Consider the following 22,857-nt stretch of genomic DNA (forward strand, 5'->3'; position numbering starts at 1 on the left):
ATGAAGAAGATGTTTCCAAAAGCGGCGTTGTGTGCGATTGCTCTTGGCCTACTAGCTGGCTGTGCGGGTGAAGAAGACACCGTAATCATGGCTCCAGTACCAACGGTAAACAGCGAGTTCACTCCCAGTCAGGAGTGGTCTACGTCGGTTGGTGATGGTGTTGGTCACTACTTTTCAAAACTAACGCCAGAATTGGCTTACGACAAAGTGTTTGTTGCAAGCCGTGAAGGTATGGTTAAAGCGCTTGATCCTGATACAGGTAAAGCGCTGTGGAAAGTCGATCTTGAGAAAGACGTACTGGCTCGTTTATCAGGCGGCTTAACCGCGGCTTACGGTAAAGTATTTGTTGGTTCTGAAAATGGCGAAGTGATCGCACTGGAAGAATCGACCGGTGAAGAGCTGTGGCGTGTATCAGTGAATGGCGAGGTGCTTGCATCCCCAGCAACTGATAGCAACATGGTCATTGTTCATACCAGTCGCGGTATGTTGATCGCGTTAGATCAAGCAAGCGGCGAACAAAAATGGACCATCAGTACTGAAGTACCAAGCCTAACACTCCGTGGCGACAGCTCGCCTGTTGCAGTTTCTGGTGGTGTATTCTGGGGTACAGCAAATGGTCGTCTAGCTGCGGCTATCGTTGATCGTGGTCAGCTTATTTGGCAACAGCCAGTAGGCACGCCAAAAGGCGCAACGGAAATTGATCGTTTGGTTGATGTTGATGCATCTCCAATTGTTCTTGGTGGCACCCTGTATACCGTAGGTATCAATGGTCAGCTGATTGCTATCGACCTTCGTTCTGGTAAGCCAGTTTGGAAACGTAACTACTCATCAGCGATTGATTTAGCAAGTGATGGTAGCCGTTTGTTCGTTGTTACCGACAAAGACCATGTGGTTGCGGTTGATGCGCGCAGTGGTACTGAACTTTGGAGCACTCCATTGTTAGAAAACCGCTTACTGACAGCACCTGCTATTATTAATGGTTATGTAGTCGTGGGTGACACTGAAGGTTATCTGCACTGGTTAGATCGTTCATCGGGTGAGTTTGTTGCTCAACAGCTTGTCGATGATAGCGGCTTTGCGGTTGCACCAATTGAACTGCCTGAAGGCTACTTAGTGACGACTCGCAATGGCGATGTAAAGAAACTAACGATTAGCCAATAAAAGCGTGATATAATTCACAGTCGGCTCCTGGTTGGTAACAGCCAGGAGCCGTTTTGTTGTTAAAAATTAATAAACCGTGTGGTTATAGGTAAGAGTTTAAACTTGCGAACAAGTGCTTACCTATAACTACATTTAGAGAAGAAATTGTAGAGGTTGTTATGGTACCTGTTGTTGCTCTAGTAGGGCGTCCGAACGTAGGTAAATCTACGTTATTTAACCGATTGACTCGAACTCGTGATGCATTGGTTGCGGATTTCCCTGGCTTAACGCGTGACCGTAAATACGGTCATGCTCATTTTAGCGAGCATGACTTTATTGTTATTGACACTGGCGGTATCGACGGTACTGAAGAAGGTGTTGAAACTAAAATGGCTGAGCAGTCGCTAGCGGCGATTGATGAAGCTGATGTCGTTCTATTTATGGTAGATGGCCGTGCGGGTCTAACACCTTCAGACGTGGCGATTGCTAAGCACCTACGTCAACTAGAAAAGCCTTCAATGCTAGTAGTAAACAAGGTTGATGGTATCGACCCTGATGCTGCAAGTGCTGACTTCTGGCAACTAGGTGTAGAAGACATGTACCAAATCGCTGCGGCGCATGGTCGTGGTGTTACTGCACTTATTGACCTTGCTCTTAACCCATTCGCAGAAGCGCTAAAAGCTGAGAATGGCGAAGTAAGCGATTTAACTGAGTTTGAAGACGAAGAAGAAGAGCAGGTTGAATTTACAGAAGAAGAAGCTGAAGCAGAATTCAAGCGTCTTCAAGATCAACCGATCAAACTAGCGATCATTGGCCGTCCTAACGTAGGTAAATCAACGCTAACTAACCGTATTCTTGGTGAAGAGCGTGTGGTTGTTTACGATATGCCAGGTACGACTCGTGACTCTATCTACATCCCAATGCAGCGTGATGAGCGTGAATACGTTCTCATCGATACTGCGGGTGTTCGTCGTCGTAAAAACATCAACGAAACGGTAGAGAAGTTCTCAGTGGTTAAAACACTGAAAGCGATTGAAGATGCTAACGTTGTATTGCTGCTTATCGATGCTCGCGAAAACATCTCTGATCAAGACTTAAGCTTGCTAGGCTTTGCGTTGAACGCTGGTCGTTCAATTGTTATTGCCGTAAACAAGTGGGATGGCCTGGATAACGACGTTAAAGAACGCGTTAAGAAAGAGCTAGACCGTCGCTTAGGTTTCGTTGACTTCGCACGTATTCACTTTATCTCTGCACTTCACGGTACAGGTGTTGGTCACTTGTTTGAGTCTGTACAAGAAGCTTACAAGTCAGCGACGACTCGTGTTGGTACTTCTGTTCTAACTCGTATCATGAAGATGGCAACTGATGATCACCAACCGCCTATGGTTCGTGGTCGTCGTGTGAAACTGAAATACGCGCACGCTGGTGGCTACAACCCACCGATTATCGTTATCCACGGTAACCAAGTTCGTAACTTGCCAGATTCATACAAACGATTCTTGATGAACTACTACCGTCGTTCACTAGAAATTATGGGTACACCTATTCGCATTCAATTCCAGAACAGCGAGAACCCATTTGAAGCTAAGACTAACAAGCTGACAATTTCTCAAGAACGTAAACGTAAACGTATGATGAGCATGGTTAAAGGTCGTAAGTAAACCTTTCCAATAGATTTGATACCCGAGCCTGTCTCGGGTATTTTTTTAAGCAAAATTCACGTTAAGCCATAACAATACGTTTTTATCATCCTGGCTTAACGAATCAGACTAGATTCCAAAAGAAGAACGATATGACTACTAGCGATTTGATTACACCTGCGTCAGCAATCACACCAACCATCACTCAATTTTGTCATCAGGCTTGGCAGATCAATGCTAAAGCGCTGTACGTTGAAAGCGACGACAGCAAAACTTACCTGATCACCGACGTGACACCTTTCCACCCAGTGAGTCACATTTGGCCAGATCACCCTGCAGACCAAGGCTTTGTGAGTGTTGGTGACGTGCAATATCCAGTTGAAGACTGCCTTGTTGGTGCTATAGAACAATCTACTGGCAAGCTTCATATCGCAGCAGATATCCCTGTTAAGCGTGATACGGAAGGGTGGGCGTTTGTGGTTGTCCACCAGCTACCTGCATCTGCTTCTATGATTAACGTTAACGACGAAGTCGTGTTGTCGGTTGATAAAGAGTACCAAGCCAGTTTGAGCCGTGGTCACAGTGCTGGCCACATCGCTTTCCTAGCTTTGAATAAAGTATTGGCTGAGAGCTACTGGCGTAAAGATGCGGACAGAAAAGATCCGCTTGGCAGTTACGACTTCAATAGCTACGCACAAGTGACAAGCTTTGTGACTCCAGAGCTGTGTACCGATAAGTATCGTTTAGGCAAAACCCTCAAGAAGCGCGGTTTGAACGTTGCAGACATGCTAGCAAATCTTGATGACATCGAAGCCGACATCAACCAGATGATTTCGGGCTGGCTTGCAGAGCCGACGCCAGTTGCGATGCGACTGGAAGGCGAGGCATTAACAGACTCTCGCTATTGGGAATGGCAGTTGAATGCCGACACTTTAGTGTCTATTCCGTGTGGTGGTACTCACATTGAGAACACCTCAGAGCTTAAGGCATTGTCCGTTAAGTTAACCCAGTTAGATGACCAGCATATTGAAATGCTGACGCATGTAATTCGATGATTTAGACTACAGATCGAAATAGCTTATGCTGTTTATTTTGTTTTTGAATGTCACTTTTAATATAAATGACTATTTAAAATTGAAATGCAGCACATGTAACTTATGCTTTCGGTGTGTGGTGATATAAATATTCTTTTTGGGGTAGATCGCTGATCAAAATAGATAAAGCGAAAGATCAACCTATGATCTTCGATTGTGTGTCGTACTAATTTAGTGTGTTATTATTGACCAATAACAAGCTTGCATAAGAACAAGCTGTACCCGATTACACAATTGAAAGCCTTAGTGAATGGAACAACAATTTTTATTAGAAGGCCATCGAGCCGTCAATAGTTTGCTGCGCAAGCTTGCGCTTGGGATGGATCGCAAAGATTTAAATCACAAGATTATTCAGCTTACCGAGCAGCTTTTTGGGCAGCGCATGGCTTCAATTTTACTGCTCAACTCAGAGTCTAAAACGTTACACCTTGAATATGCCCCAAACCTGCCTGATTTTTACAATCAACAGATAGAAGGGGTAGGAATTGGTGCGGGGATAGGCTCTTGTGGCGAGGCAGCTGCGCTAAAAAAAGCAGTGATGGTCTCCAACATAAATACACACCCAAACTGGGCACCTTTTCTGGCCCTCACCAATCAAGCGAATCTGCATGCCTGTTGGTCGGTACCCATAATCTCGTCGCGCGGTAACGTGTTGGGTACCTTCGCTATTTATAGTCAGTACATCTCTGAACCACATGAATTTGAGCTCGAGATCTTAGAACTGCTGGCCTCCTTGTACTCGGTAGCACTAGAAAAGTTTGAGCTGGAGAATCAGCTTAACTTTTTCGCTAATCGGGATTCTCTGACTCATTGTTTGAATCGTCGTGCACTGTTCAATGAAGCTGAAAAAGTGTTGGCTAAGCGATGTTTTTCAGAAAAGGTGATGGCGTGTCTGTTTGTGGATGTCGATAAGTTCAAATCAATAAATGATACCTATGGCCACAGTTTCGGCGACGATGTGCTGTTGGCGGTTGCCGAGGTTCTTGATGAGGCAACCACAGCATGTGCCAAGATAGGTCGTTATGGTGGTGATGAGTTTGTGGTGTTCTCATGTTTTGATGATCAAGAAAGCGTTGTTAGCTTCTACCACAGCTTAGAGAAAGCACTGCAACAAGCGCTTTATATCAATGATGTGCAGTTCTCGGTGAGTGTCGGGCTGTCTTGTGACAAAGATCCTCAAGGATTAGACCAGTTGATCGCACAAGCTGATAAGAACATGTATCAAATCAAGCAAGCCAAGTCTTAGCAGTAGTAGATTGTAAAAATAGTCGTAAATTAGGAAATGCTAATGAGTGAAAATATCTGCCCTAAGTGCCAGTCTGAGCTAGCTTGGGATGGCAAGTATCACTGTGAAAGTTGTCAGGCTCACTTTACTAAAGTTGGGTTTTGCCCAGAGTGCAGCTGCCAACTTGAGAAGCTTCAAGCCTGTGGTGCGGCGAGCTACTTTTGTAATGGCGATTGCAACGAATTGAAATCAAAGTCGAGAGTAAAATTCGAATTTCAACCAGCGGAATAGCCTTAAACTGCATGGTTTGAACGACCATCGGTGATGTTATACCAGAGACTCAATACTAAAGTGTTGGGTCTTTTTTGTACCTGAAGAACAGGAATGTGTCATCTTGGTTCATTCCCATCGTCACTGCACCAGTATGAAACATAGTTACATGATTGCTATGCACTCTATTGGTGTGAGTTTCTTTTAAATTCTATTAATACAATCACTTATAAATAATTTCGCTGGTTTATAAGTTTGGCACTCTTCTTGTAACTCTGTAATTGAATAACAAAAATACAATTATGGAGTAATATCATGAACAAGGTGTTCAATTTATCGCTAGCGGCACTGTGTACAACACTTTCATTTTCTTCTGCAACAGTGTTTGCTGCTGATGAGACCATCAAGGTCGGTGTTCTACACTCACTCTCTGGCACCATGGCGATCAGTGAGACCACGCTAAAAGATACCGTGCTAATGCTTATCGAAGAGCAGAACAAAAAGGGCGGTTTGCTTGGTAAGAAGCTAGAGCCTGTTGTGGTTGACCCTGCGTCAAACTGGCCGCTATTTGCTGAGAAAGCGCGTGAGCTTATCGAAAAAGAGAAAGTGGATGTGGTGTTCGGTGGTTGGACATCGGTATCACGTAAATCGATGCTGCCTGTTTTTGAAGAACTCAACAGCATCCTTTTCTACCCAGTACAGTATGAAGGTGAAGAGTCCTCTAAAAACGTTTTCTACACCGGTGCCGCGCCAAACCAACAAGCGATCCCTGCAGTGGATTACTTGATGGAAGAGCTTGAAGTTGAGCGTTGGGTACTTGCAGGTACCGATTACGTTTACCCACGTACTACCAATAAGATCTTAGAAGCCTACTTAAAAGATAAAGGTGTCGCAGAAGAAGACATCATGATCAACTACACGCCATTTGGTCACTCTGATTGGCAATCTATCGTTTCAGACATCAAAAGGTTCGGCGAAGCAGGCAAGAAAACCGCTGTGGTTTCTACTGTGAACGGCGATGCGAACGTACCTTTCTATAAAGAACTTGGCGCTCAAGGCATTTCATCTGAAGACATCCCAGTTATTGCATTCTCTGTTGGTGAAGAAGAACTGTCAGGTATGGACACGGAACCACTGGTAGGTCACCTAGCGGCATGGAACTACTTCATGAGTGTTGATACCGAAGCCAATGAAGAGTTCGTTGAAACGTGGCAGTCGTTCATCAAGAGTGAAAAGCGCGTCACCAATGACCCAATGGAAGCGCACTATGTTGGCTTCAACATGTGGGCTCAAGCGGTCACTAATGCAGGCACAACCGATCCTGAATCTGTGCAAGATGCCTTGATTGGTGTGTCTGTTCCTAACCTTTCTGGTGGCTACTCAACCATGCTGCCAAACCACCACATTACTAAACCAGTCCTGATCGGTGAAATCCAAGACGATGGTCAATTCGATATTGTTTGGGAAACCACAGGTCTCGTTGCGGGTGATGCTTGGTCGAGCTACTTACCTGAATCGGCAAAACTGTTCTCTAGCTGGTCGAAGCCATTCTCATGTGGTGCGTTTAACGTCGAAACGAAGAAGTGTTCTGGCGGTAACTAGAGTCATGAATGTTGAGCCTTGTCTTTAGTCAATATAGCTAAGGTAAGGCTCACTACTTCTCAGGTAACAATAATTATCCAAGTATCCATCAAGCAAAAATAACAATATCTAGCTCGATGGACTAAGGAAGCAGGGATGAAAAACGCATTAAACGTATTTAAGGCGCTGTTGCTCATGGCAGTCAGTGCTCAGTTGGCTTTTGCGGGAATAACGGATGAAGCTAGCTTTACCAAGGCGCTAGTTGGTAAGAAAACATCGGATAAAGAATTAGCTATTGATTGGGTGATTGAGACGCAAACGGAAGATGTGTCGAAACCTATTCTGGATGGTTGGTTAAATGGAAACCTTTACTATTTTGGTGATAAACAGAGCGAGCAGTATAAACAGCTCTACCTCATTCAAAGCATCAAAACAGCGACGTCAGCTCAGTCAGTATGGGATGATTCAACGCTGAATATCGAGAATGCGAGACAGTTTAAAAAGGTTCGTGTGAATAACAAACTTCGCGGGATCTTGCGCGGGGAAATTGCTTCTATCGGACTCAACAGCAGTAATCCGGATGTGCGTTATAAAGCTGTTTTGGATCTACTAGGGACTAAAGACGCTGACATCATTGAACGCATAGCTGAACTCAGAGCCAACGAATCAGAGGGCAAAGTGGCAGAGCTGATGGACCTCTCATTGGCTATTTATAGCTCCCTTGATAAAAGCGCAACCATTGAAGATCGAGTAACGTCGATTGAGCGAGTTGGTGACTTCAAACACTCGGTCGTTCTGAAAACACTGAATCAACTGTTAAACACTGAGCAAGATCCAAGCATTACCGCTGCAGCAGAACGTGCGATGGATAGCTACCAACAAAGCCAAGCACTCTATTCGGGTGTAGAAACGGTATTTTTCGGCTTGAGCTTAGGTTCGGTATTGGTGCTGGCGGGCATTGGCTTAGCGATTACCTTTGGTGTGATGGGCGTTATCAACATGGCTCATGGCGAGCTGATCATGATTGGCGCTTACACCACCTACGTATTGCAGTTGTTGATGCCGAATCATATTGGCCTAGCGCTGATACTTTCCATTCCAGCGGCATTCATTGTGTCTGGCTTAGTGGGCATTGCGATTGAGCGAAGTGTGATTCGTCATCTTTATGGACGCCCATTGGAAACCTTACTCGCGACCTTTGGTATTAGCTTGATCTTGCAGCAAGCTGTTCGCTCTATTTTCTCTCCTTTGAACCGCTCAGTGAGCACACCTGAATGGATGTCTGGCGCACTTCAACTGAACCCAATGTTGTCTCTGACCTACAACCGACTTTATATCATCTTGTTCTGTGGTTTGGTGTTTATGGGCTTATTGATGGTTCTGAAAAAGACACCATTAGGCTTGCAGGTTCGTGCGGTTTCTCAAAACCGTGGCATGGCTCGTGCGATGGGTATTCGTTCTGAACGAGTTGATGCGATGACCTTTGGATTAGGCTCTGGCGTGGCGGGTGTCGCAGGTGTGGCACTGTCTCAATTGACTAACGTCGGTCCAAATATGGGGCAGGCGTACATCATCGACTCATTCATGGTGGTGGTATTCGGCGGTGTTGGCAACCTATGGGGCACGCTAGTGGCAGGCTTAAGCCTTGGTCTGTTCAATAAGATTTTAGAACCATGGGCTGGTGCGGTTCTCGCCAAGATTCTGGTACTGGTTTTCATCATTCTATTTATTCAAAAACGCCCACGCGGACTCTTCCCGCAACGTGGTCGTGCGGCTGAAGGTTAAGGACAACATCATGCAGTCAAAATCATTTGTACTTTCGGCGATGCGTGGTGATAAAGGTGGCCAACTGACCATCCTTGCCATTCTTGCGGCCGTCATTCTTATCCCACTGGCTAACACCATGTTACCAAGTGGGCACCCGCTCCATGTCGAGACTTTCACTATCTCACTGATGGGCAAATACCTGAGCTACGCAATGTTGGCGTTGGCGCTCGATCTGGTGTGGGGCTATCTCGGTATATTGAGTCTCGGCCACGGTGCTTTCTTTGCGCTTGGTGGTTATGCGATGGGCATGTACTTGATGCGCCAGATTGGTGACCGTGGGGTTTATGGTGATCCAATCCTACCTGACTTTATGGTGTTCCTTGATTGGTCGGCGTTGCCGTGGTTCTGGCAGGGCTTTGATCAGTTCTGGTTTGCTTGTCTGATGGTGGTGTTGGTGCCGGGCGCATTGGCTTACTTGTTTGGTTATTTAGCTTTCCGATCTCGTGTGTCCGGGGTGTATCTGTCTATCATGACTCAGGCGTTAACTTACGCATTGATGCTGGCATTTTTCCGCAACGAAATGGGCTTTGGTGGCAACAACGGACTGACGGATTTCAAAGACATCATTGGTCTGAGCTTGCAGAGTGATGCGGTCAAGATAGGTCTGTTTGTCGCGACTGGTATTGCGCTGATTCTCAGCTACATAGCTTGTCGCATGGTGGTGACCAGTCGATTAGGTCGTGTGGCATTAGCGATTCGTGATACGGAATCACGCACTCGCTTTATGGGTTACGACGTCGATGGCATCAAGCTGTGGGTGTTCGTTCTTTCTGCGGTTATCGCGGGTATTGCCGGGGCTTTATATGTTCCTCAAGTTGGCATCATTAACCCGGGAGAATTTGCTCCTCTTAACTCGATTGAGATTGTGGTTTGGGTTGCCTTAGGCGGACGTGCCACTTTGTTTGGCGCCATTGTCGGTGCATTGATCATCAATTACGCCAAGAGCTGGTTTACGGTTGAGTTCCCAGAGGTGTGGCTGTTTGCTCTGGGTGGACTATTCGTACTCTCGACCATGTACTTCCCACAAGGTGTGATTGGCTTTGTCAGTGAAAAGTGGCAGCAGCTGCGCAAGGCATCAAATGGGAAAAACCAAGATAAAGATAAGGATGATCAGTACAAGGCCAAGGAGGTGATCGCATGACCACATTTAATAGCGTAAAGGAATCGGTTCAGGCGTTCACTCGTCGAGACGAAGTCTTTGATTACCTCAAACCCGATATTCATCCTGCCATCGATACTCGACATAACGTGCTGTTGTATGTCGAAGGCGTCAACAAAAGCTTCGATGGTTTCCAAGCGATAAACGATCTGAACCTCTACATCAAAGAGGGAGAGCTACGCTGTATCATCGGTCCTAATGGCGCAGGTAAAACCACCATGATGGACATCATCACAGGTAAAACTAAGCCAGACACCGGCGAGGTGTGGTTGGGTTCGAACATCAACTTATTGAAGATGAACGAAGCCGAAATCGCCAATGCAGGCGTTGGGCGTAAATTCCAAAAACCGACCGTGATTGAGTGTTTAACTGTGTGGCAGAACCTTGAATTAGCCATGGCCGGTGACCGCTCAGTGTGGGCGACGTTCACCGCTGTGATGTCTGGTGAACAGAAAGACAAACTGACCTCGGTACTTGAGCTGATTCATTTAAAAGACGAAGCGGCTAACTTGGCAGGTAACTTGTCTCATGGGCAAAAGCAGTGGTTAGAGATCGGCATGCTATTGATGCAAAACCCTAAGCTGTTGCTGGTGGATGAACCCGTGGCAGGTATGACTCACCAAGAGATGGATCGCACCTCTGAATTGCTCAATTCGCTGGCAGGCAAGCATTCGGTGGTCGTGGTTGAACACGATATGGATTTCGTTCGTTCTATCGCCAGCCATGTCACCGTGCTTCATCAAGGTCATGTGTTGGCTGAAGGCACCATGGATCAAGTGCAGGCTCACCCTGAAGTTAAACAAGTTTATCTCGGAGAATAGGATGCTAGAGGTTAAATCAGTTAATCAATATTACGGTGAGAGCCACACGCTGTGGGATTTGGATATGCAGATCCCAGAAGGTAAATGCACGGTGCTAATGGGGCGAAATGGCGTCGGTAAAACGACTCTACTGCAATGCATCATGGGGTTGGTTAAGGTCGAAAGCGGTGACATCTCATTGTCGGGTGAGTCGCTTCTTAAAACCGATGCTGAAGATCGCGCTCGCCAGGGAATCGGTTATGTACCGCAAGGTCGTCAGATCTTTCCGATGCTCACGGTTCAAGAAAACCTAGAAGTAGGCTTACCGATTCGAGAAAAGGGCGACCGTAAGATCCCAGAGTTCATCTTCGATATATTCCCAGTATTAAAAGAGATGCTGCATCGTCGCGGTGGTGATTTATCTGGTGGTCAGCAGCAGCAACTCGCGATTGGGCGTGCGCTGGTGGTTAATCCAAAACTGTTGATCTTGGATGAACCGACAGAAGGTATTCAGCCCAATATCGTGCGAGAGATTGGTGACATCATTCGTATGCTTAACGAGAAGATGGGGCTCACAGTCCTGCTTGTTGAGCAGAAGCTGCCATTTGCGAGAAAGGTCGGTGACCGATTTTGCATTCTCGACCGTGGTCGTCAGGTAGCAGAAGGTGAAATGAAAGGGCTCAATGAGTCTTTGATTAAGGAGTACCTAACCGTATGAGCTCTCTATATTCTTCGAGTGAAGCAATAAACACTTCTTTAGCGGGAGTGTTGTCTCTGAATGAGATCATCGAACAAGATATTCGAGACGGTTGGCAAGCGAGCTTAAACCTCACTTTTGTCGACCGCGGTGATAAAACCGTATTAAAGAATCGTCAGCAGTCTGGTCCGCTTGCGGTGCAACGTCCTTTGTATCCTGATGGGGAAACGTGTCACACCTACTTACTTCATCCCCCCGGCGGAGTGGTAGGTGGTGACACTCTCAATATTGACGCGACCATCGAAAGCGGTGCGCATGCGTTGATCACTACACCCGGTGCGACCAAGTTTTATCGCTCAAACAACAAGTACGTCAAGCAGAAGCAGACCTTACGAGTGAAGAAAGATGCTCGCTTGGAATGGATGCCGCAAGAGAACATCTTTTTCCCGAATGCACACGTTCGTTTAGACACTGAAATTCGCCTAGAAAAAGGTGCACAATTTTGGGGTTGGGAGATGCACTGTTTTGGACGCCCTGCACAGAATGAGGGATTCGAGCATGGTCACCTCGTTGGGAAAACAGAAATCTATCTTGATAATCAAAGGCTTCTGACTGAAGGTTTCAATTTTCATGGTGGAGATAAGTTGATGATAAATATGGGGTTACTTGATTATTCAATGATGGGAACCTTTTATATTACTTCAAATGAGAAGCAAGATTTAGAGTTGGTACAGAGCTTGCTCTTATCTATTACACAGCAAGCTTCACAGCAATCAGTTACATCAAAAACGTCGAGTGAACCCACATTAATATTGGGTGCGACTCAGATAGAAGGATTGATTGTGGTGCGAGCCTTGGGTAATTGGAGTGAAGACATCCTCCAGGCCTTTGGTCAGATATGGCAAGCAACTCGCTCTCATTTATGTGGTACGACTCCTGATTTACCAAGGATTTGGGCGACTTAGCGATTAGCCCTTTTTGTACCTAGGGTGACTTCCGACCCTAGGTACATTTTTTCAAGCTTGCTGTGATTGAATCCCACTTACTGCTCATGCGTTTTTGAGCAATAAGAAAACAACACTAACAGCGGGCGGCTAAATGGAATTAACACCAAGAGAAAAAGATAAGCTACTTATCTTCTGCGCAGGAATGCTGGCACAGCAGCGCAAACAAAAAGGCTTAAAGCTCAACTACCCAGAATCTATTGCACTGATCAGCAGTGCCATTCTTGAAGGTGCCCGTGAGGGTAAAACCGTATCAGAATTAATGGATTTTGGACGCACACTTCTTACTGTCGATGACGTTATGGAGGGGATCCCTTCCATGATCCCTGATGTACAAGTCGAAGCCACTTTTCCTGATGGCACCAAGCTGGTGACCGTTCATGAACCTATCGTGTAGGGAGAAGTAATATGGCTGGTTCCACAAAACAATACTCAGGATTCGTTCCCGGAAAAGTAGAAACCGCACCCGGTGACATCACTCTCAATGAAGGCCGCGACACAACGTCCGTTAAGGTACAAAACATTGGCGATCGTCCTGTTCAAATTGGCTCTCATTACCACTTCTATGAAGCAAACCCATCACTGATCTTTGACCGAGAAGCCACTAAAGGTTTTCGACTCAATATCCCTGCCGGCACCGCAACCCGCTTTGAGCCGGGTCAGTCGCGTAGCGTCGAGTTAGTGCGTTACGCCGGTAAGTTAGAGATCTATGGCTTCCAAGGAAAGGTGATGGGCAAGCTCTAAGCGCTCCCACGGAATAATGAAAATAACAAAGGATTGAACATGGCGACGATATCCAGACAGGCTTATGCCGAAATGTTTGGGCCAACAGTCGGTGACCGAGTGCGTCTTGCTGACACTGATTTATGGCTAGAAGTTGAAAAAGATTACACCGTATACGGCGACGAAGTGAAATTTGGCGGCGGCAAAGTGATCCGTGATGGACAAGGGCAAAGCCAACGTCCAAGTGCCGAAACGCCAGATTTGGTGATCACCAACGCGATTGTGTTGGATTACTGGGGCATCGTAAAAGCCGACGTCGCCATCAAAGATGGTCGCGTTCAGGCATTGGGCAAAGCGGGCAACCCTGATGTTCAACCGGGCGTTGATATTGTGATTGGCCCGGGCACAGAGATTTTAGCAGGCGAAGGTTCAATCTTGACTGCTGGTGGTATTGATTCACACATTCATTTTATTTGCCCACAACAGATTGAAGAAGCACTGGCGTCAGGTGTGACAACCATGATCGGCGGTGGCACGGGGCCAAACACCGGTACCAACGCAACCACATGTACACCGGGCCCGTGGAACATGCATCGTATGTTGGAATCGCTCGATCAGTTCCCAATGAACTTTGGTTTGTTAGGTAAGGGCAATGCGAGCCAACCTGAAGCACTGCGTGAGCAAGTGGCAGCGGGTGCTGTGGGTTTGAAGTTGCACGAAGACTGGGGAACAACACCTGCTTCAATCGATACTTGTTTAAGTGTTGCTGACGAGATGGACGTACAAGTTGCGATTCATACCGATACCTTGAATGAGTCTGGTTTTGTTGAATCAACACTTGGCGCAATTGGCGACCGCGTGATTCATACCTACCACACCGAAGGTGCGGGCGGTGGTCATGCTCCCGACATTATCCGTGCGGCAGGTGAACCTAACGTTCTGCCTTCATCGACTAACCCAACACGACCTTACACGGTCAATACGGTCGATGAACATTTAGACATGTTGATGGTGTGTCATCACCTTTCACCGTCGATTGCCGAAGATGTCGCGTTTGCTGAATCGCGTATTCGCCGTGAAACCATTGCCGCAGAAGACATTCTTCATGATTTAGGTGCGTTCTCGATGATCGCCTCGGATTCTCAAGCAATGGGACGAGTGGGTGAAGTAGTGACACGCACGTGGCAAACCGCGCACAAGATGAAAGTGCAGCGTGGCAGCCTAAAAGAAGATTCAGACTACAGCGATAACTTCCGTTTAAGACGTTATGTCGCTAAGTACACCATCAACCCTGCGATCACTCATGGTATGTCTCATGAAATCGGTTCTATTGAAGCAGGGAAGTTAGCTGATCTCGTGTTGTGGAAGCCCGCTTTTTTTGGTGTGAAGCCCAGCGTGATTTTGAAAGGCGGCATGATCGCCATGGCACCGATGGGTGACCCAAACGCTTCAATCCCAACACCTCAGCCAGTTCACTACCGCTCTATGTTTGGTAGCTACGGCAAGGCGTGTCAGAACACATCAATGTTATTTGTTTCCAAGGAAGCCAAGGCGCAGAACATCGACAAGCAATTGGGTCTGCAGAGCTTGATTGGTGTTGTGAGCAACTGCCGAAATATCAGCAAAGCCGACATGAAGCTCAATGATTGGATGCCGAAGATTGAGGTCGACTCTCAGACGTACCAAGTGCGCGCCGATGGTGAGTTACTGACATGTGAACCAGCTGAAGAGCTGCCAATGGCTCAGCGGTACTTTCTATTCTAAGCCTTTGACTAAAGAATCTTATTTTAGTGATCCTATTTTGAACGTTATAAATCTCACAAGGAGATTGAGGTAATAGCATGATTGAACTGACTCAACTGAATACTCAAATACAAAATACACCGGACGGCTACTTAAGCCTGCCGATCGATAGCCGCATTAAAAGTCGTCTTAAGGTGATGCTAGATGACGGGCGTAATGCCGGGCTGTTTCTACCACGAGGTCATATCTTGCGTGGCGGCGAACAACTCTCAAGTGAATGCGGTTTAGTCGTAGAAGTGAAAGCGGCACCTGAAACCGTTTCGACTGTTTACTGTGAAGACCCACATTTGCTAACGCGAGTGGCGTATCACCTTGGCAACCGTCATGTTCCGTTGCAAGTGGAAGCGGGTTGGGTTCGTTACCAACACGACCATGTTTTGGATGAAATGGTTGAAGGTTTAGGCGCGAAGGTGACTACCGAGAAACAACCGTTTGAGCCAGAAGGCGGCGCTTATGGCGGTCGCTCAGGTGGGCATCATCACCATCATTAATCGAGTCATTTGAGACTCACCCATTTATAGATACAACCACGATATTAATAACTATAAACGCAAGGAAGACGCGATGAACTTTAAAACAGCAGCAGGCTTATGCACTTTCACAATAGCTTCTCTAACAACATCAACGATGGCATTGGCTCACCCGGGGCACGGTTCGCATTCGGTTCATGAGTCTCACTCATTTATGTCTGGCTTAACTCACCCGGTGACAGGTATGGATCATCTGATCATGTTGATCGCTTTTGGTCTGTTAATTGGCGCACTTTCATTTTCCACCAAGACAAAAGCCGCTCTGATTGGCGGTGGGTTGGCGTCTTTGGTGGTAGGACTCATCGCAGGCCAAGCCTTAGGTTTCTCTGTGATTGTTGAACCTGCAATCATCGCTTCTCTATTCGTTGTCAGCTTATGTTTATGGCACGTGTTCTCACCATCGACTAAGCGAGTGAACAGTGTATTAGCAGCTTCGATTGGCATGTTGTTTTTCCATGGTTATGCGCATGGCGTTGAAGCTGCAGGTAACCTAACTCAGTTTGCAGCGGGTATGAGCATCACAGCTTTGGCTCTGATGGTTATAGGTGCTTTTGTTGGCCGCGCGGTTTACTCAAAATGGATGTCGGTTGGCGTGGCTTCAGCAAGCGCACTATTACTGCTAGGCGCATAAGCTCTCGAACTTTTTCGATTCTAGAAAATTGAGGGCACGATTATGACCACAACAGAAAATGTCGCCATCTATCGTCTGTTTCAATTGATCAGTCCATCATTGCCAATTGGTGGGTTCACTTACTCGCAAGGTTTAGAGTTAGCGGTTGAAGCGGGGTGGGTGACCGATCGCAACAGCATGGAACAGTGGCTTAATACCATCGTCAGTTCCAGTGTCGCGACTTTGGAATTGCCCATCTTAGAGCGTCTTTACCACGCTCTAGAAAAGGGTGAACTCGATGAGATTGAGCACTGGTGTAACTACCTGTACTCAAGCCGTGAAACCAGTGAATTGCGGGCGGAAGAGAAGCAGCGTGGGCAGGCATTGAATACTTTGTTGAAGCGCTTAGATATCGATATTTCACTGGTGGACTCTGTTGATAGTCACCCAAACCAATTGTTGGGTATGTGTATGGCAGCCCAGCATTGGGGCATTGATTTAGAAAGCCTCAAGCAAGGTTACTTATGGAGTTGGCTTGAAAATATCGTTACCGCAGGCGTGAAACTGGTGCCTTTAGGGCAAACCGACGGGCAGTTGGCATTGATTAATATCACCAACACCTTTCCTGAGGTAATCGAAAAGGCCCGCGTGATAGAAGATTGGATGGTAGGCAGCTTTTCGCCATCAATGGCATTAGCAAGTTCACTGCACGAAACACAATACACGAGACTATTTCGTTCGTAGCGGTCAGCTCGAACGGTGTAGTAAAAAGAATATAAGGAAGTAGACAATGGAAAGTTATAAGCAACCACTTCGAATTGGTATTGGTGGCCCGGTAGGGTCTGGTAAAACAGCCTTGTTAGAGGTGCTATGTAAGGCAATTCGCGACAAGCTCAACATTGCCGTGGTAACCAACGACATCTACACCCAAGAAGATGCAAAGATACTCACGCGAGCAGAGGCTCTAGAACCAGATCGTATTATTGGTGTAGAAACGGGTGGCTGCCCACACACGGCGATCCGTGAAGATGCGTCGATGAACTTAGCTGCCGTAGAAGAGCTTGCTAAGCTGCATAAGAACCTTGATGTGGTATTCGTCGAAAGCGGTGGTGACAACCTCAGTGCCACGTTCAGCCCTGAGTTAGCCGACCTGACTATCTATGTAATCGATGTGGCGGAAGGGGAGAAGATCCCACGTAAAGGCGGGCCGGGTATTACGCGTTCTGATCTGCTGGTTATCAATAAGATCGATTTAGCACCGTATGTGGGTGCGTCACTTGAGGTGATGGAGCAAGACACTCAACGCATGCGACCAACCAAGCCATACGTGTTCACCAACCTAAAAGAGAGCCAAGGTTTAGATTTCATCATCAACTTTATTGTGACGGAAGGGATGCTGACCATGAAGGAGCCTTCTACGACTGAGTCGTGAGTAAGGTTTGAATCCGGTTGTTTTATTTTGCAGCCAGTAGATACAAAAAAAGCCCTGTCGATTATCGGTAGGGCTTTCTGGCTTTAAATGATTTTCAACGTTCTAGTCGAACCTAAAGCTCACTCTTAGCGACTCTTGTTGTCACTTGCGATTCAATCACACCATCTTCAACTTGGGTGGTGATCACTTCGCCCACCTCAACATCGTTAATCGATGACACAGTCTTGCTCGATGCTGAATGAGTAATGCTGTAGCCACGCTTTAGGGTTGCAAGTGGACTAACGGTTTCTAACTTCTCTGCGGCCATAGCGAGCTGGTGGCGAGTCGTTAGTAACGTTTTATCCATCGCATCCAATAGCTTTTGCTCTGAACGTTGCAGATGTAGCTTTTGTTCACCAAGGCGTTTTACTGGCGAGTTCAGCTGAAGCTGGTGCTGTTTACGCTCAACACGCTGTGCATGCTGCTTTAGGTATTGAGTCATACCGCGACGCAAACGCATGTCTAGGTCATCAAGTTGCTGACTCTGCTTTTGCAGTTGGTAGCTCGGGTGCTGTTTCTCTAAGCGGTATTTCAACGTTTGAGTGGATTGTGCTTGTTTGATTAACACATGACGAATCGCACTGACTAAGCGAGCGCGTTTAGACGCATAAGCTTGCTCTTTATGACTGTTGTCACGGCTAACCAATTCTGCAGCAGCTGACGGCGTTGGAGCACGCATATCTGCGACGAAATCGGCGATAGTGACGTCAATTTCGTGGCCAACTGCGCTGATAATCGGGATCTGGCTTGCTGCAATTGTGCGAGCAACGATCTCGTTATTGAAGCACCATAAGTCTTCTAATGAACCGCCGCCACGACCTACGATCAACACATCACACTCATTGCGTTCGTTAGCTCGTCCAATCGCTTGAGCAATCTGAATTGCCGCCTCTTCGCCTTGAACCATGGTCGGGTAAACCACAACAGGCAATGAAGGATCGCGTCTTTTCAGGACATCAAGAATATCAAACAGCGCAGCGCCCGTTTTCGAGGTGATAACGCCAACGCGCTTTGGGTGTTCAGGAAGTGGTTGCTTATTCGATTGAGCAAACAGGCCTTCTGCGGCAAGGTTCATCTTCAGCTTTTCAAACTCTTGCTGAAGCTGACCGTCACCTTCTGGCTGCATGCTTTCGATGATCAGTTGATAATCACCGCGTGGCTCATAAAGAGACAAACGTGCTTTGACTAAAACTTGATTACCGTTCTGAGGCTTGAAAGTCACACGGCGGTTATTGCCACGAAACATAGCGCACTTAACTTGAGCGCGAGAGTCTTTAAGCGTGAGGTACCAGTGACCAGAGACAGGTGCAGAGAAATTTGAGATTTCACCAACGAGCCAGACTATTCCCATTTCGTTTTCTAATAGGAGACGAACCTCTGAGTTGAGGCGAGAAACAGTAAAGATGTTTGGATTAGTCATAGAAGCACTATCTTTCCTTGAAGGAAGGTCTTTCTTGGAATCTCACAGGGCGTGAGTATGGAAGATAGCGGCAATATAATACATAGCAAGGGGGTAAATGCAAATTAAAAATACAAAAATGTGTAGCCAAGCGATTTCGTTGGCCGTATAATCCGTCCGCAATATCTAATCCAAATGCAGTTTGATTTTCCTTAATTGGCTGCCCTCATTAGGCGAAACGATGAGATTGGATTGTTTCTTTTTACTCCTATTATTGTGAGATATTGCAAATGCTAAGAATTGCCAAAGAAGCGCTGACATTCGACGACGTACTGCTAGTGCCAGCACACTCCACCGTTCTCCCTAATACAGCTGATCTTCGCACTCAGCTGACGAAGAATATTTCCCTAAACATCCCAATGATATCTGCATCTATGGATACTGTGACAGAAGCTCGCCTAGCGATTGCACTGGCACAAGAAGGCGGAATAGGCTTCATTCACAAGAACATGTCTATTGAACAGCAAGCTGAAATGGTTCGCCAGGTTAAAATTTACGAAGCTGGTGTGGTTTCTCACCCAGTAACTGTAAGCCCTGACGCGACAATCGCTGATGTTGTAGCCCTTACCCAAAAACACGGCTTCGCCGGTTTCCCAGTTGTTACTGAAACAAACGAACTTGTTGGTATTATTACTGGCCGTGACGTTCGCTTTGTTACTGACCTTTCTAAGAAAGTTGATGTAGTAATGACGCCTAAAGCTCGCCTTGCTTCTGTTAAAGAAGGTGCAACTCGTGAAGAAGTTCAAGAGAAAATGCATGAAGCGCGTGTTGAAAAAGTTCTTGTTGTAAATGATGACTTCCAACTTACTGGAATGATCACTGCAAAAGATTTCCACAAAGCAGAACGTAAACCAAACGCTTGTAAAGATGAGCGCGGCAGCCTACGTGTAGGTGCAGCTGTTGGTGCTGGTGCTGGTAACGAAGAGCGCGTTGCTGCTCTGGTTGAAGCTGGCGTAGACGTTCTACTTATCGACTCTTCACACGGTCACTCTGAAGGCGTACTCAACCGTATCCGCGAAACTCGCGCTGCATACCCTGATCTACAAATCATCGGTGGTAACGTAGCAACTGGCGCTGGCGCTCGTGCTCTTATCGAAGCAGGTGTGAGTGCGGTTAAAGTAGGTATCGGCCCGGGTTCAATCTGTACGACTCGTATCGTTACTGGTGTTGGTGTTCCTCAAGTAACAGCAATCGCAGACGCGGCTGAAGTAGCTAACGAATACGGTATTCCAGTAATCGCAGATGGCGGTATCCGCTTCTCTGGCGATATCTGTAAAGCTATCGTTGCTGGCGCATCTTGTGTGATGGTTGGTTCAATGTTCGCGGGTACTGAAGAAGCTCCGGGTGAGGTTATTCTTTACAACGGTCGTTCTTACAAGTCTTACCGTGGTATGGGTTCTCTTGGCGCTATGTCTCAAGGTTCTTCTGACCGTTACTTCCAATCTGACAACGCTGCAGACAAGCTTGTTCCAGAAGGCATTGAAGGTCGTATCGCATACAAAGGCCGTCTAAAAGAGATCGTTCACCAACAGATGGGCGGTCTACGCTCAAGCATGGGCCTAACGGGTTCTGCAACTGTTGAAGACATGCGTACTAAAGCTGAGTTTGTTCGTATCTCTGGTGCGGGCATGAAAGAATCTCACGTACACGATGTTCAAATCACGAAAGAAGCACCTAACTACCGTTTAGGTTAATAATACGTCCAAACGTTTGAATAATGTGCTGATTTAGTCGGCACATTAATATACCAATCGTAGTAAATAACTGGTCATCCTAGCTTGTTAAAAACCTCGATAACTTCGTTAGAATTTTTGATTGTAGAATAACTACTTATCAGAACTCTTTGTTGAATAGAGCAGCCTTGTTCTCAAGCTTTTTTCCAGCGCTACTACTGAACACTTACTTACTGTGATTGGTATTATATCTACCGCCTGTTTTGTTTAGAGAGTGATTCTCTCAAAACACGTGGTTAAAGATATCTAACGAAAACGTTTGCTTTATTTCTTGAAGAGTTAATCAGAGGTGAGTAAACTCGCCTCCGTTTTATCACATAGCCAATAAGACTGCTTACAATGACTAAAAATATTCATGACCAACGTATTCTAATTCTGGACTTCGGTTCTCAATACACACAGCTAGTAGCTCGTCGTATTCGTGAGATCGGTGTTTACTGTGAACTTTGGAGCTGGGACGTAGAAGAAGCGGATATTCGTGAATTCAATCCAGACGGCATCATCCTATCTGGTGGTCCTGAAAGTGTAACGGAGGAGAACTCTCCACGTGCACCTCAGTACGTATTTGATTCAGGTGTTCCTGTCTTCGGTATCTGCTACGGCATGCAAACTATGGCTGAGCAACTTGGCGGTAAAGTAGCAACGTCTACTGAGCGTGAGTTCGGCTACGCAGCGGTACAAGTGACTGGCGAATCTGCACTTTTCGCAGACCTTGAGTCTACTCAAGATGTTTGGATGAGCCACGGTGACAAAGTGGTTGAGATCCCAGCTGATTTCACAAAGATCGCTGAAACAGACACTTGCCCATACGCTGCTATGGCAAACGAAGAGAAGAAGTACTACGGCGTACAATTCCACCCAGAAGTAACACACACTAAGAACGGCCTAAAAATGCTTGAGAACTTCGTTCTTAACGCATGTGGTTGTGAAGGTCTGTGGACTTCAGCTTCAATCATTGAAGATGCAGTTGCACGTATTAAAGAACAAGTAGGTGACGACGAAGTTATCCTTGGTCTTTCTGGTGGTGTTGATTCATCTGTAGTTGCGATGCTTGCTCACCGCGCTATCGGCGACAAACTAACATGTGTATTTGTAGATAACGGCCTTCTTCGTTTAAACGAAGGTGAGCAGGTTATGGAGATGTTCGGCAACAAGTTTGGCCTAAACATCATCAAAGTAGATGCTGAAGATCGTTTCCTTGACGCTCTGGAAGGCGAAGCTGAACCAGAAGCTAAACGTAAGATCATCGGTCACGTATTCGTAGATATCTTCGATGAAGAGTCTAAGAAGCTGAAGAATGCTAAATGGCTTGCTCAGGGTACTATCTACCCAGACGTAATCGAGTCTGCTGCATCTAAGACAGGTAAAGCACACGTAATCAAATCTCACCACAACGTTGGTGGTCTTCCTGATGATATGGAAATGGGCCTTGTTGAGCCTCTACGTGAGTTATTCAAAGATGAAGTACGTAAGATCGGTCTAGAGCTTGGTCTTCCATACAACATGCTTTACCGCCACCCGTTCCCGGGTCCAGGTCTAGGTGTTCGTGTACTTGGCGAAGTGAAGAAAGAGTACTGTGATCTACTGCGTCGCGCAGATGCTATCTTCATTGAAGAGCTTCACGCTGCTGACCTTTACCACAAAGTATCTCAAGCATTCACGGTATTCCTACCTGTACGTTCAGTTGGCGTAATGGGCGATGGCCGTAAGTACGATTGGGTTGTATCTCTACGTGCTGTAGAAACTATCGACTTCATGACTGCTCACTGGGCGCACCTACCATACGACTTCCTAGGTAAGGTTTCTAACCGTATTATCAACGAAGTTAACGGCATTTCACGTGTTGTTTACGATATTTCTGGTAAGCCACCAGCAACTATCGAGTGGGAATAATCTCTTAGAGATTTAACCAGTTTTGATTAAGATCTTAAGCCTCGAACTCAGTTCGGGGCTTTTTTCTTTTCGATTGATTATATTGATTCATTACATTAAAGGCTTATGAGCAATACCTCGAAATCAAATGAATAATAACTAGAAACCAAATGAGTTGGAAACTAGATATCAGCTCAAGAAACCATGAGACGCTTTGTT

21 protein-coding genes are annotated in these 22,857 nt (G+C 46.3%); 20 read left to right on the forward strand and 1 reads right to left on the reverse strand.

The window, feature by feature from the left end; genetic code table 11:
- The 18 genes from bamB (at position 1) to ureG (ending at position 17,535) form a co-directional block, all read left to right on the forward strand.
- Positions 1–1,161 carry an outer membrane protein assembly factor BamB gene (bamB, locus tag MSG34_RS21690; protein ID WP_048608131.1) on the forward strand — a complete coding sequence of 387 codons (1,161 nt, stop codon included), beginning with the start codon at positions 1–3 and terminating at the stop codon, positions 1,159–1,161.
- A gap of 158 nt (positions 1,162–1,319) precedes the next feature.
- Positions 1,320–2,801, forward strand: coding sequence for a ribosome biogenesis GTPase Der (gene der, locus MSG34_RS21695; protein WP_017062511.1), 1,482 nt, complete (start codon positions 1,320–1,322; stop codon positions 2,799–2,801).
- 131 nt (positions 2,802–2,932) lie between these two features.
- Positions 2,933–3,835, forward strand: coding sequence for an alanyl-tRNA editing protein (locus MSG34_RS21700; protein WP_248339358.1), 903 nt, complete (start codon positions 2,933–2,935; stop codon positions 3,833–3,835).
- Positions 3,836–4,124: 289 nt separating this feature from the next.
- The gene (locus tag MSG34_RS21705; protein WP_248339359.1) at positions 4,125–5,120 is read left to right on the forward strand and encodes a sensor domain-containing diguanylate cyclase; all 996 of its coding nucleotides are present in this window, start codon (positions 4,125–4,127) and stop codon (positions 5,118–5,120) included.
- Positions 5,121–5,162: 42 nt separating this feature from the next.
- The gene (locus tag MSG34_RS21710) at positions 5,163–5,390 is read left to right on the forward strand and encodes a zinc ribbon domain-containing protein (protein WP_086970921.1); all 228 of its coding nucleotides are present in this window, start codon (positions 5,163–5,165) and stop codon (positions 5,388–5,390) included.
- 294 nt (positions 5,391–5,684) lie between these two features.
- Positions 5,685–6,971 (forward strand): urea ABC transporter substrate-binding protein, encoded by a 1,287-nt coding sequence (gene urtA / locus MSG34_RS21715; protein ID WP_048615208.1) that lies wholly within the window; start codon positions 5,685–5,687, stop codon positions 6,969–6,971.
- 135 nt (positions 6,972–7,106) lie between these two features.
- Positions 7,107–8,735 (forward strand): urea ABC transporter permease subunit UrtB, encoded by a 1,629-nt coding sequence (gene urtB, locus MSG34_RS21720; protein WP_248339360.1) that lies wholly within the window; start codon positions 7,107–7,109, stop codon positions 8,733–8,735.
- Positions 8,736–8,745: 10 nt separating this feature from the next.
- Positions 8,746–9,918 carry an urea ABC transporter permease subunit UrtC gene (urtC, locus tag MSG34_RS21725; RefSeq protein WP_248339361.1) on the forward strand — a complete coding sequence of 391 codons (1,173 nt, stop codon included), beginning with the start codon at positions 8,746–8,748 and terminating at the stop codon, positions 9,916–9,918.
- Positions 9,915–10,757: an urea ABC transporter ATP-binding protein UrtD gene (urtD, locus tag MSG34_RS21730; protein WP_017062506.1), complete on the forward strand. Its 843-nt coding sequence runs from the start codon at positions 9,915–9,917 to the stop codon at positions 10,755–10,757. The genes urtC and urtD overlap by 4 nt, the downstream gene beginning before the upstream one ends.
- A 1-nt stretch (position 10,758) precedes the next feature.
- Positions 10,759–11,454, forward strand: a complete 696-nt coding sequence (gene urtE, locus MSG34_RS21735; protein WP_248339362.1) for an urea ABC transporter ATP-binding subunit UrtE — start codon at positions 10,759–10,761, stop codon at positions 11,452–11,454.
- The gene (locus MSG34_RS21740) at positions 11,451–12,398 is read left to right on the forward strand and encodes an urease accessory protein UreD (protein ID WP_248339364.1); all 948 of its coding nucleotides are present in this window, start codon (positions 11,451–11,453) and stop codon (positions 12,396–12,398) included. Before urtE ends, MSG34_RS21740 begins: the two co-directional genes overlap by 4 nt.
- A 133-nt stretch (positions 12,399–12,531) precedes the next feature.
- Positions 12,532–12,834 carry an urease subunit gamma gene (ureA, locus tag MSG34_RS21745; RefSeq protein ID WP_004735119.1) on the forward strand — a complete coding sequence of 101 codons (303 nt, stop codon included), beginning with the start codon at positions 12,532–12,534 and terminating at the stop codon, positions 12,832–12,834.
- Positions 12,835–12,845: 11 nt separating this feature from the next.
- Positions 12,846–13,181: an urease subunit beta gene (locus tag MSG34_RS21750; RefSeq protein WP_004735120.1), complete on the forward strand. Its 336-nt coding sequence runs from the start codon at positions 12,846–12,848 to the stop codon at positions 13,179–13,181.
- Positions 13,182–13,220: 39 nt separating this feature from the next.
- The gene (ureC, locus tag MSG34_RS21755; protein WP_048614369.1) at positions 13,221–14,924 is read left to right on the forward strand and encodes an urease subunit alpha; all 1,704 of its coding nucleotides are present in this window, start codon (positions 13,221–13,223) and stop codon (positions 14,922–14,924) included.
- Positions 14,925–15,001: 77 nt separating this feature from the next.
- Positions 15,002–15,454 (forward strand): urease accessory protein UreE, encoded by a 453-nt coding sequence (gene ureE, locus MSG34_RS21760; RefSeq protein ID WP_052879465.1) that lies wholly within the window; start codon positions 15,002–15,004, stop codon positions 15,452–15,454.
- A gap of 73 nt (positions 15,455–15,527) precedes the next feature.
- A complete protein-coding gene (locus tag MSG34_RS21765; RefSeq protein ID WP_248339365.1) occupies positions 15,528–16,124 on the forward strand; it encodes a HupE/UreJ family protein in 597 nt (198 codons plus the stop codon).
- 42 nt (positions 16,125–16,166) lie between these two features.
- Positions 16,167–16,847 carry an urease accessory UreF family protein gene (locus MSG34_RS21770; RefSeq protein WP_050052930.1) on the forward strand — a complete coding sequence of 227 codons (681 nt, stop codon included), beginning with the start codon at positions 16,167–16,169 and terminating at the stop codon, positions 16,845–16,847.
- A gap of 46 nt (positions 16,848–16,893) precedes the next feature.
- Entirely contained in the window at positions 16,894–17,535 is a 642-nt protein-coding gene (gene ureG / locus MSG34_RS21775; protein WP_004735125.1) for an urease accessory protein UreG, read from the forward strand.
- A 112-nt stretch (positions 17,536–17,647) separates the two neighbouring features.
- On the opposite strand, the gene xseA is transcribed toward ureG, so the two are convergent.
- Complete coding sequence (xseA, locus tag MSG34_RS21780) at positions 17,648–18,994, reverse strand: exodeoxyribonuclease VII large subunit (RefSeq protein WP_248339366.1); 1,347 nt, start codon at positions 18,992–18,994, stop codon at positions 17,648–17,650.
- A gap of 269 nt (positions 18,995–19,263) precedes the next feature.
- Here xseA and guaB point away from each other — a divergent pair, with 269 nt between their 5' ends.
- Positions 19,264–20,727: an IMP dehydrogenase gene (gene guaB / locus MSG34_RS21785; protein WP_017062496.1), complete on the forward strand. Its 1,464-nt coding sequence runs from the start codon at positions 19,264–19,266 to the stop codon at positions 20,725–20,727.
- Positions 20,728–21,105: 378 nt separating this feature from the next.
- A complete protein-coding gene (gene guaA, locus MSG34_RS21790; RefSeq protein ID WP_048614358.1) occupies positions 21,106–22,659 on the forward strand; it encodes a glutamine-hydrolyzing GMP synthase in 1,554 nt (517 codons plus the stop codon).
- Positions 22,660–22,857: the final 198 nt, after the last annotated feature.

It is taken from the genome of Vibrio sp. 1CM2L (assembly GCF_023161695.1).
GTDB lineage: Bacteria > Pseudomonadota > Gammaproteobacteria > Enterobacterales > Vibrionaceae > Vibrio > Vibrio coralliirubri.

Bases quoted from the DNA above. Each gene is read 5' to 3' on its own strand.
- urtA (WP_048615208.1), top strand. From the start codon at position 5,685: ATGAACAAGGTGTTCAATTTATCGCTAGCGGCACTGTGTACAACACTT.
- guaA (WP_048614358.1), top strand. From the start codon at position 21,106: ATGACTAAAAATATTCATGACCAACGTATTCTAATTCTGGACTTCGGT.
- MSG34_RS21710 (WP_086970921.1), top strand. From the start codon at position 5,163: ATGAGTGAAAATATCTGCCCTAAGTGCCAGTCTGAGCTAGCTTGGGAT.
- MSG34_RS21705 (WP_248339359.1), top strand. From the start codon at position 4,125: ATGGAACAACAATTTTTATTAGAAGGCCATCGAGCCGTCAATAGTTTG.
- xseA (WP_248339366.1), bottom strand. From the start codon at position 18,994: ATGACTAATCCAAACATCTTTACTGTTTCTCGCCTCAACTCAGAGGTT.
- ureA (WP_004735119.1), top strand. From the start codon at position 12,532: ATGGAATTAACACCAAGAGAAAAAGATAAGCTACTTATCTTCTGCGCA.
- der (WP_017062511.1), top strand. From the start codon at position 1,320: ATGGTACCTGTTGTTGCTCTAGTAGGGCGTCCGAACGTAGGTAAATCT.
- MSG34_RS21765 (WP_248339365.1), top strand. From the start codon at position 15,528: ATGAACTTTAAAACAGCAGCAGGCTTATGCACTTTCACAATAGCTTCT.
- ureC (WP_048614369.1), top strand. From the start codon at position 13,221: ATGGCGACGATATCCAGACAGGCTTATGCCGAAATGTTTGGGCCAACA.
- MSG34_RS21750 (WP_004735120.1), top strand. From the start codon at position 12,846: ATGGCTGGTTCCACAAAACAATACTCAGGATTCGTTCCCGGAAAAGTA.
- urtB (WP_248339360.1), top strand. From the start codon at position 7,107: ATGAAAAACGCATTAAACGTATTTAAGGCGCTGTTGCTCATGGCAGTC.
- ureE (WP_052879465.1), top strand. From the start codon at position 15,002: ATGATTGAACTGACTCAACTGAATACTCAAATACAAAATACACCGGAC.
- bamB (WP_048608131.1), top strand. From the start codon at position 1: ATGAAGAAGATGTTTCCAAAAGCGGCGTTGTGTGCGATTGCTCTTGGC.
- ureG (WP_004735125.1), top strand. From the start codon at position 16,894: ATGGAAAGTTATAAGCAACCACTTCGAATTGGTATTGGTGGCCCGGTA.
- urtC (WP_248339361.1), top strand. From the start codon at position 8,746: ATGCAGTCAAAATCATTTGTACTTTCGGCGATGCGTGGTGATAAAGGT.
- MSG34_RS21740 (WP_248339364.1), top strand. From the start codon at position 11,451: ATGAGCTCTCTATATTCTTCGAGTGAAGCAATAAACACTTCTTTAGCG.
- guaB (WP_017062496.1), top strand. From the start codon at position 19,264: ATGCTAAGAATTGCCAAAGAAGCGCTGACATTCGACGACGTACTGCTA.
- MSG34_RS21700 (WP_248339358.1), top strand. From the start codon at position 2,933: ATGACTACTAGCGATTTGATTACACCTGCGTCAGCAATCACACCAACC.
- urtE (WP_248339362.1), top strand. From the start codon at position 10,759: ATGCTAGAGGTTAAATCAGTTAATCAATATTACGGTGAGAGCCACACG.
- MSG34_RS21770 (WP_050052930.1), top strand. From the start codon at position 16,167: ATGACCACAACAGAAAATGTCGCCATCTATCGTCTGTTTCAATTGATC.
- urtD (WP_017062506.1), top strand. From the start codon at position 9,915: ATGACCACATTTAATAGCGTAAAGGAATCGGTTCAGGCGTTCACTCGT.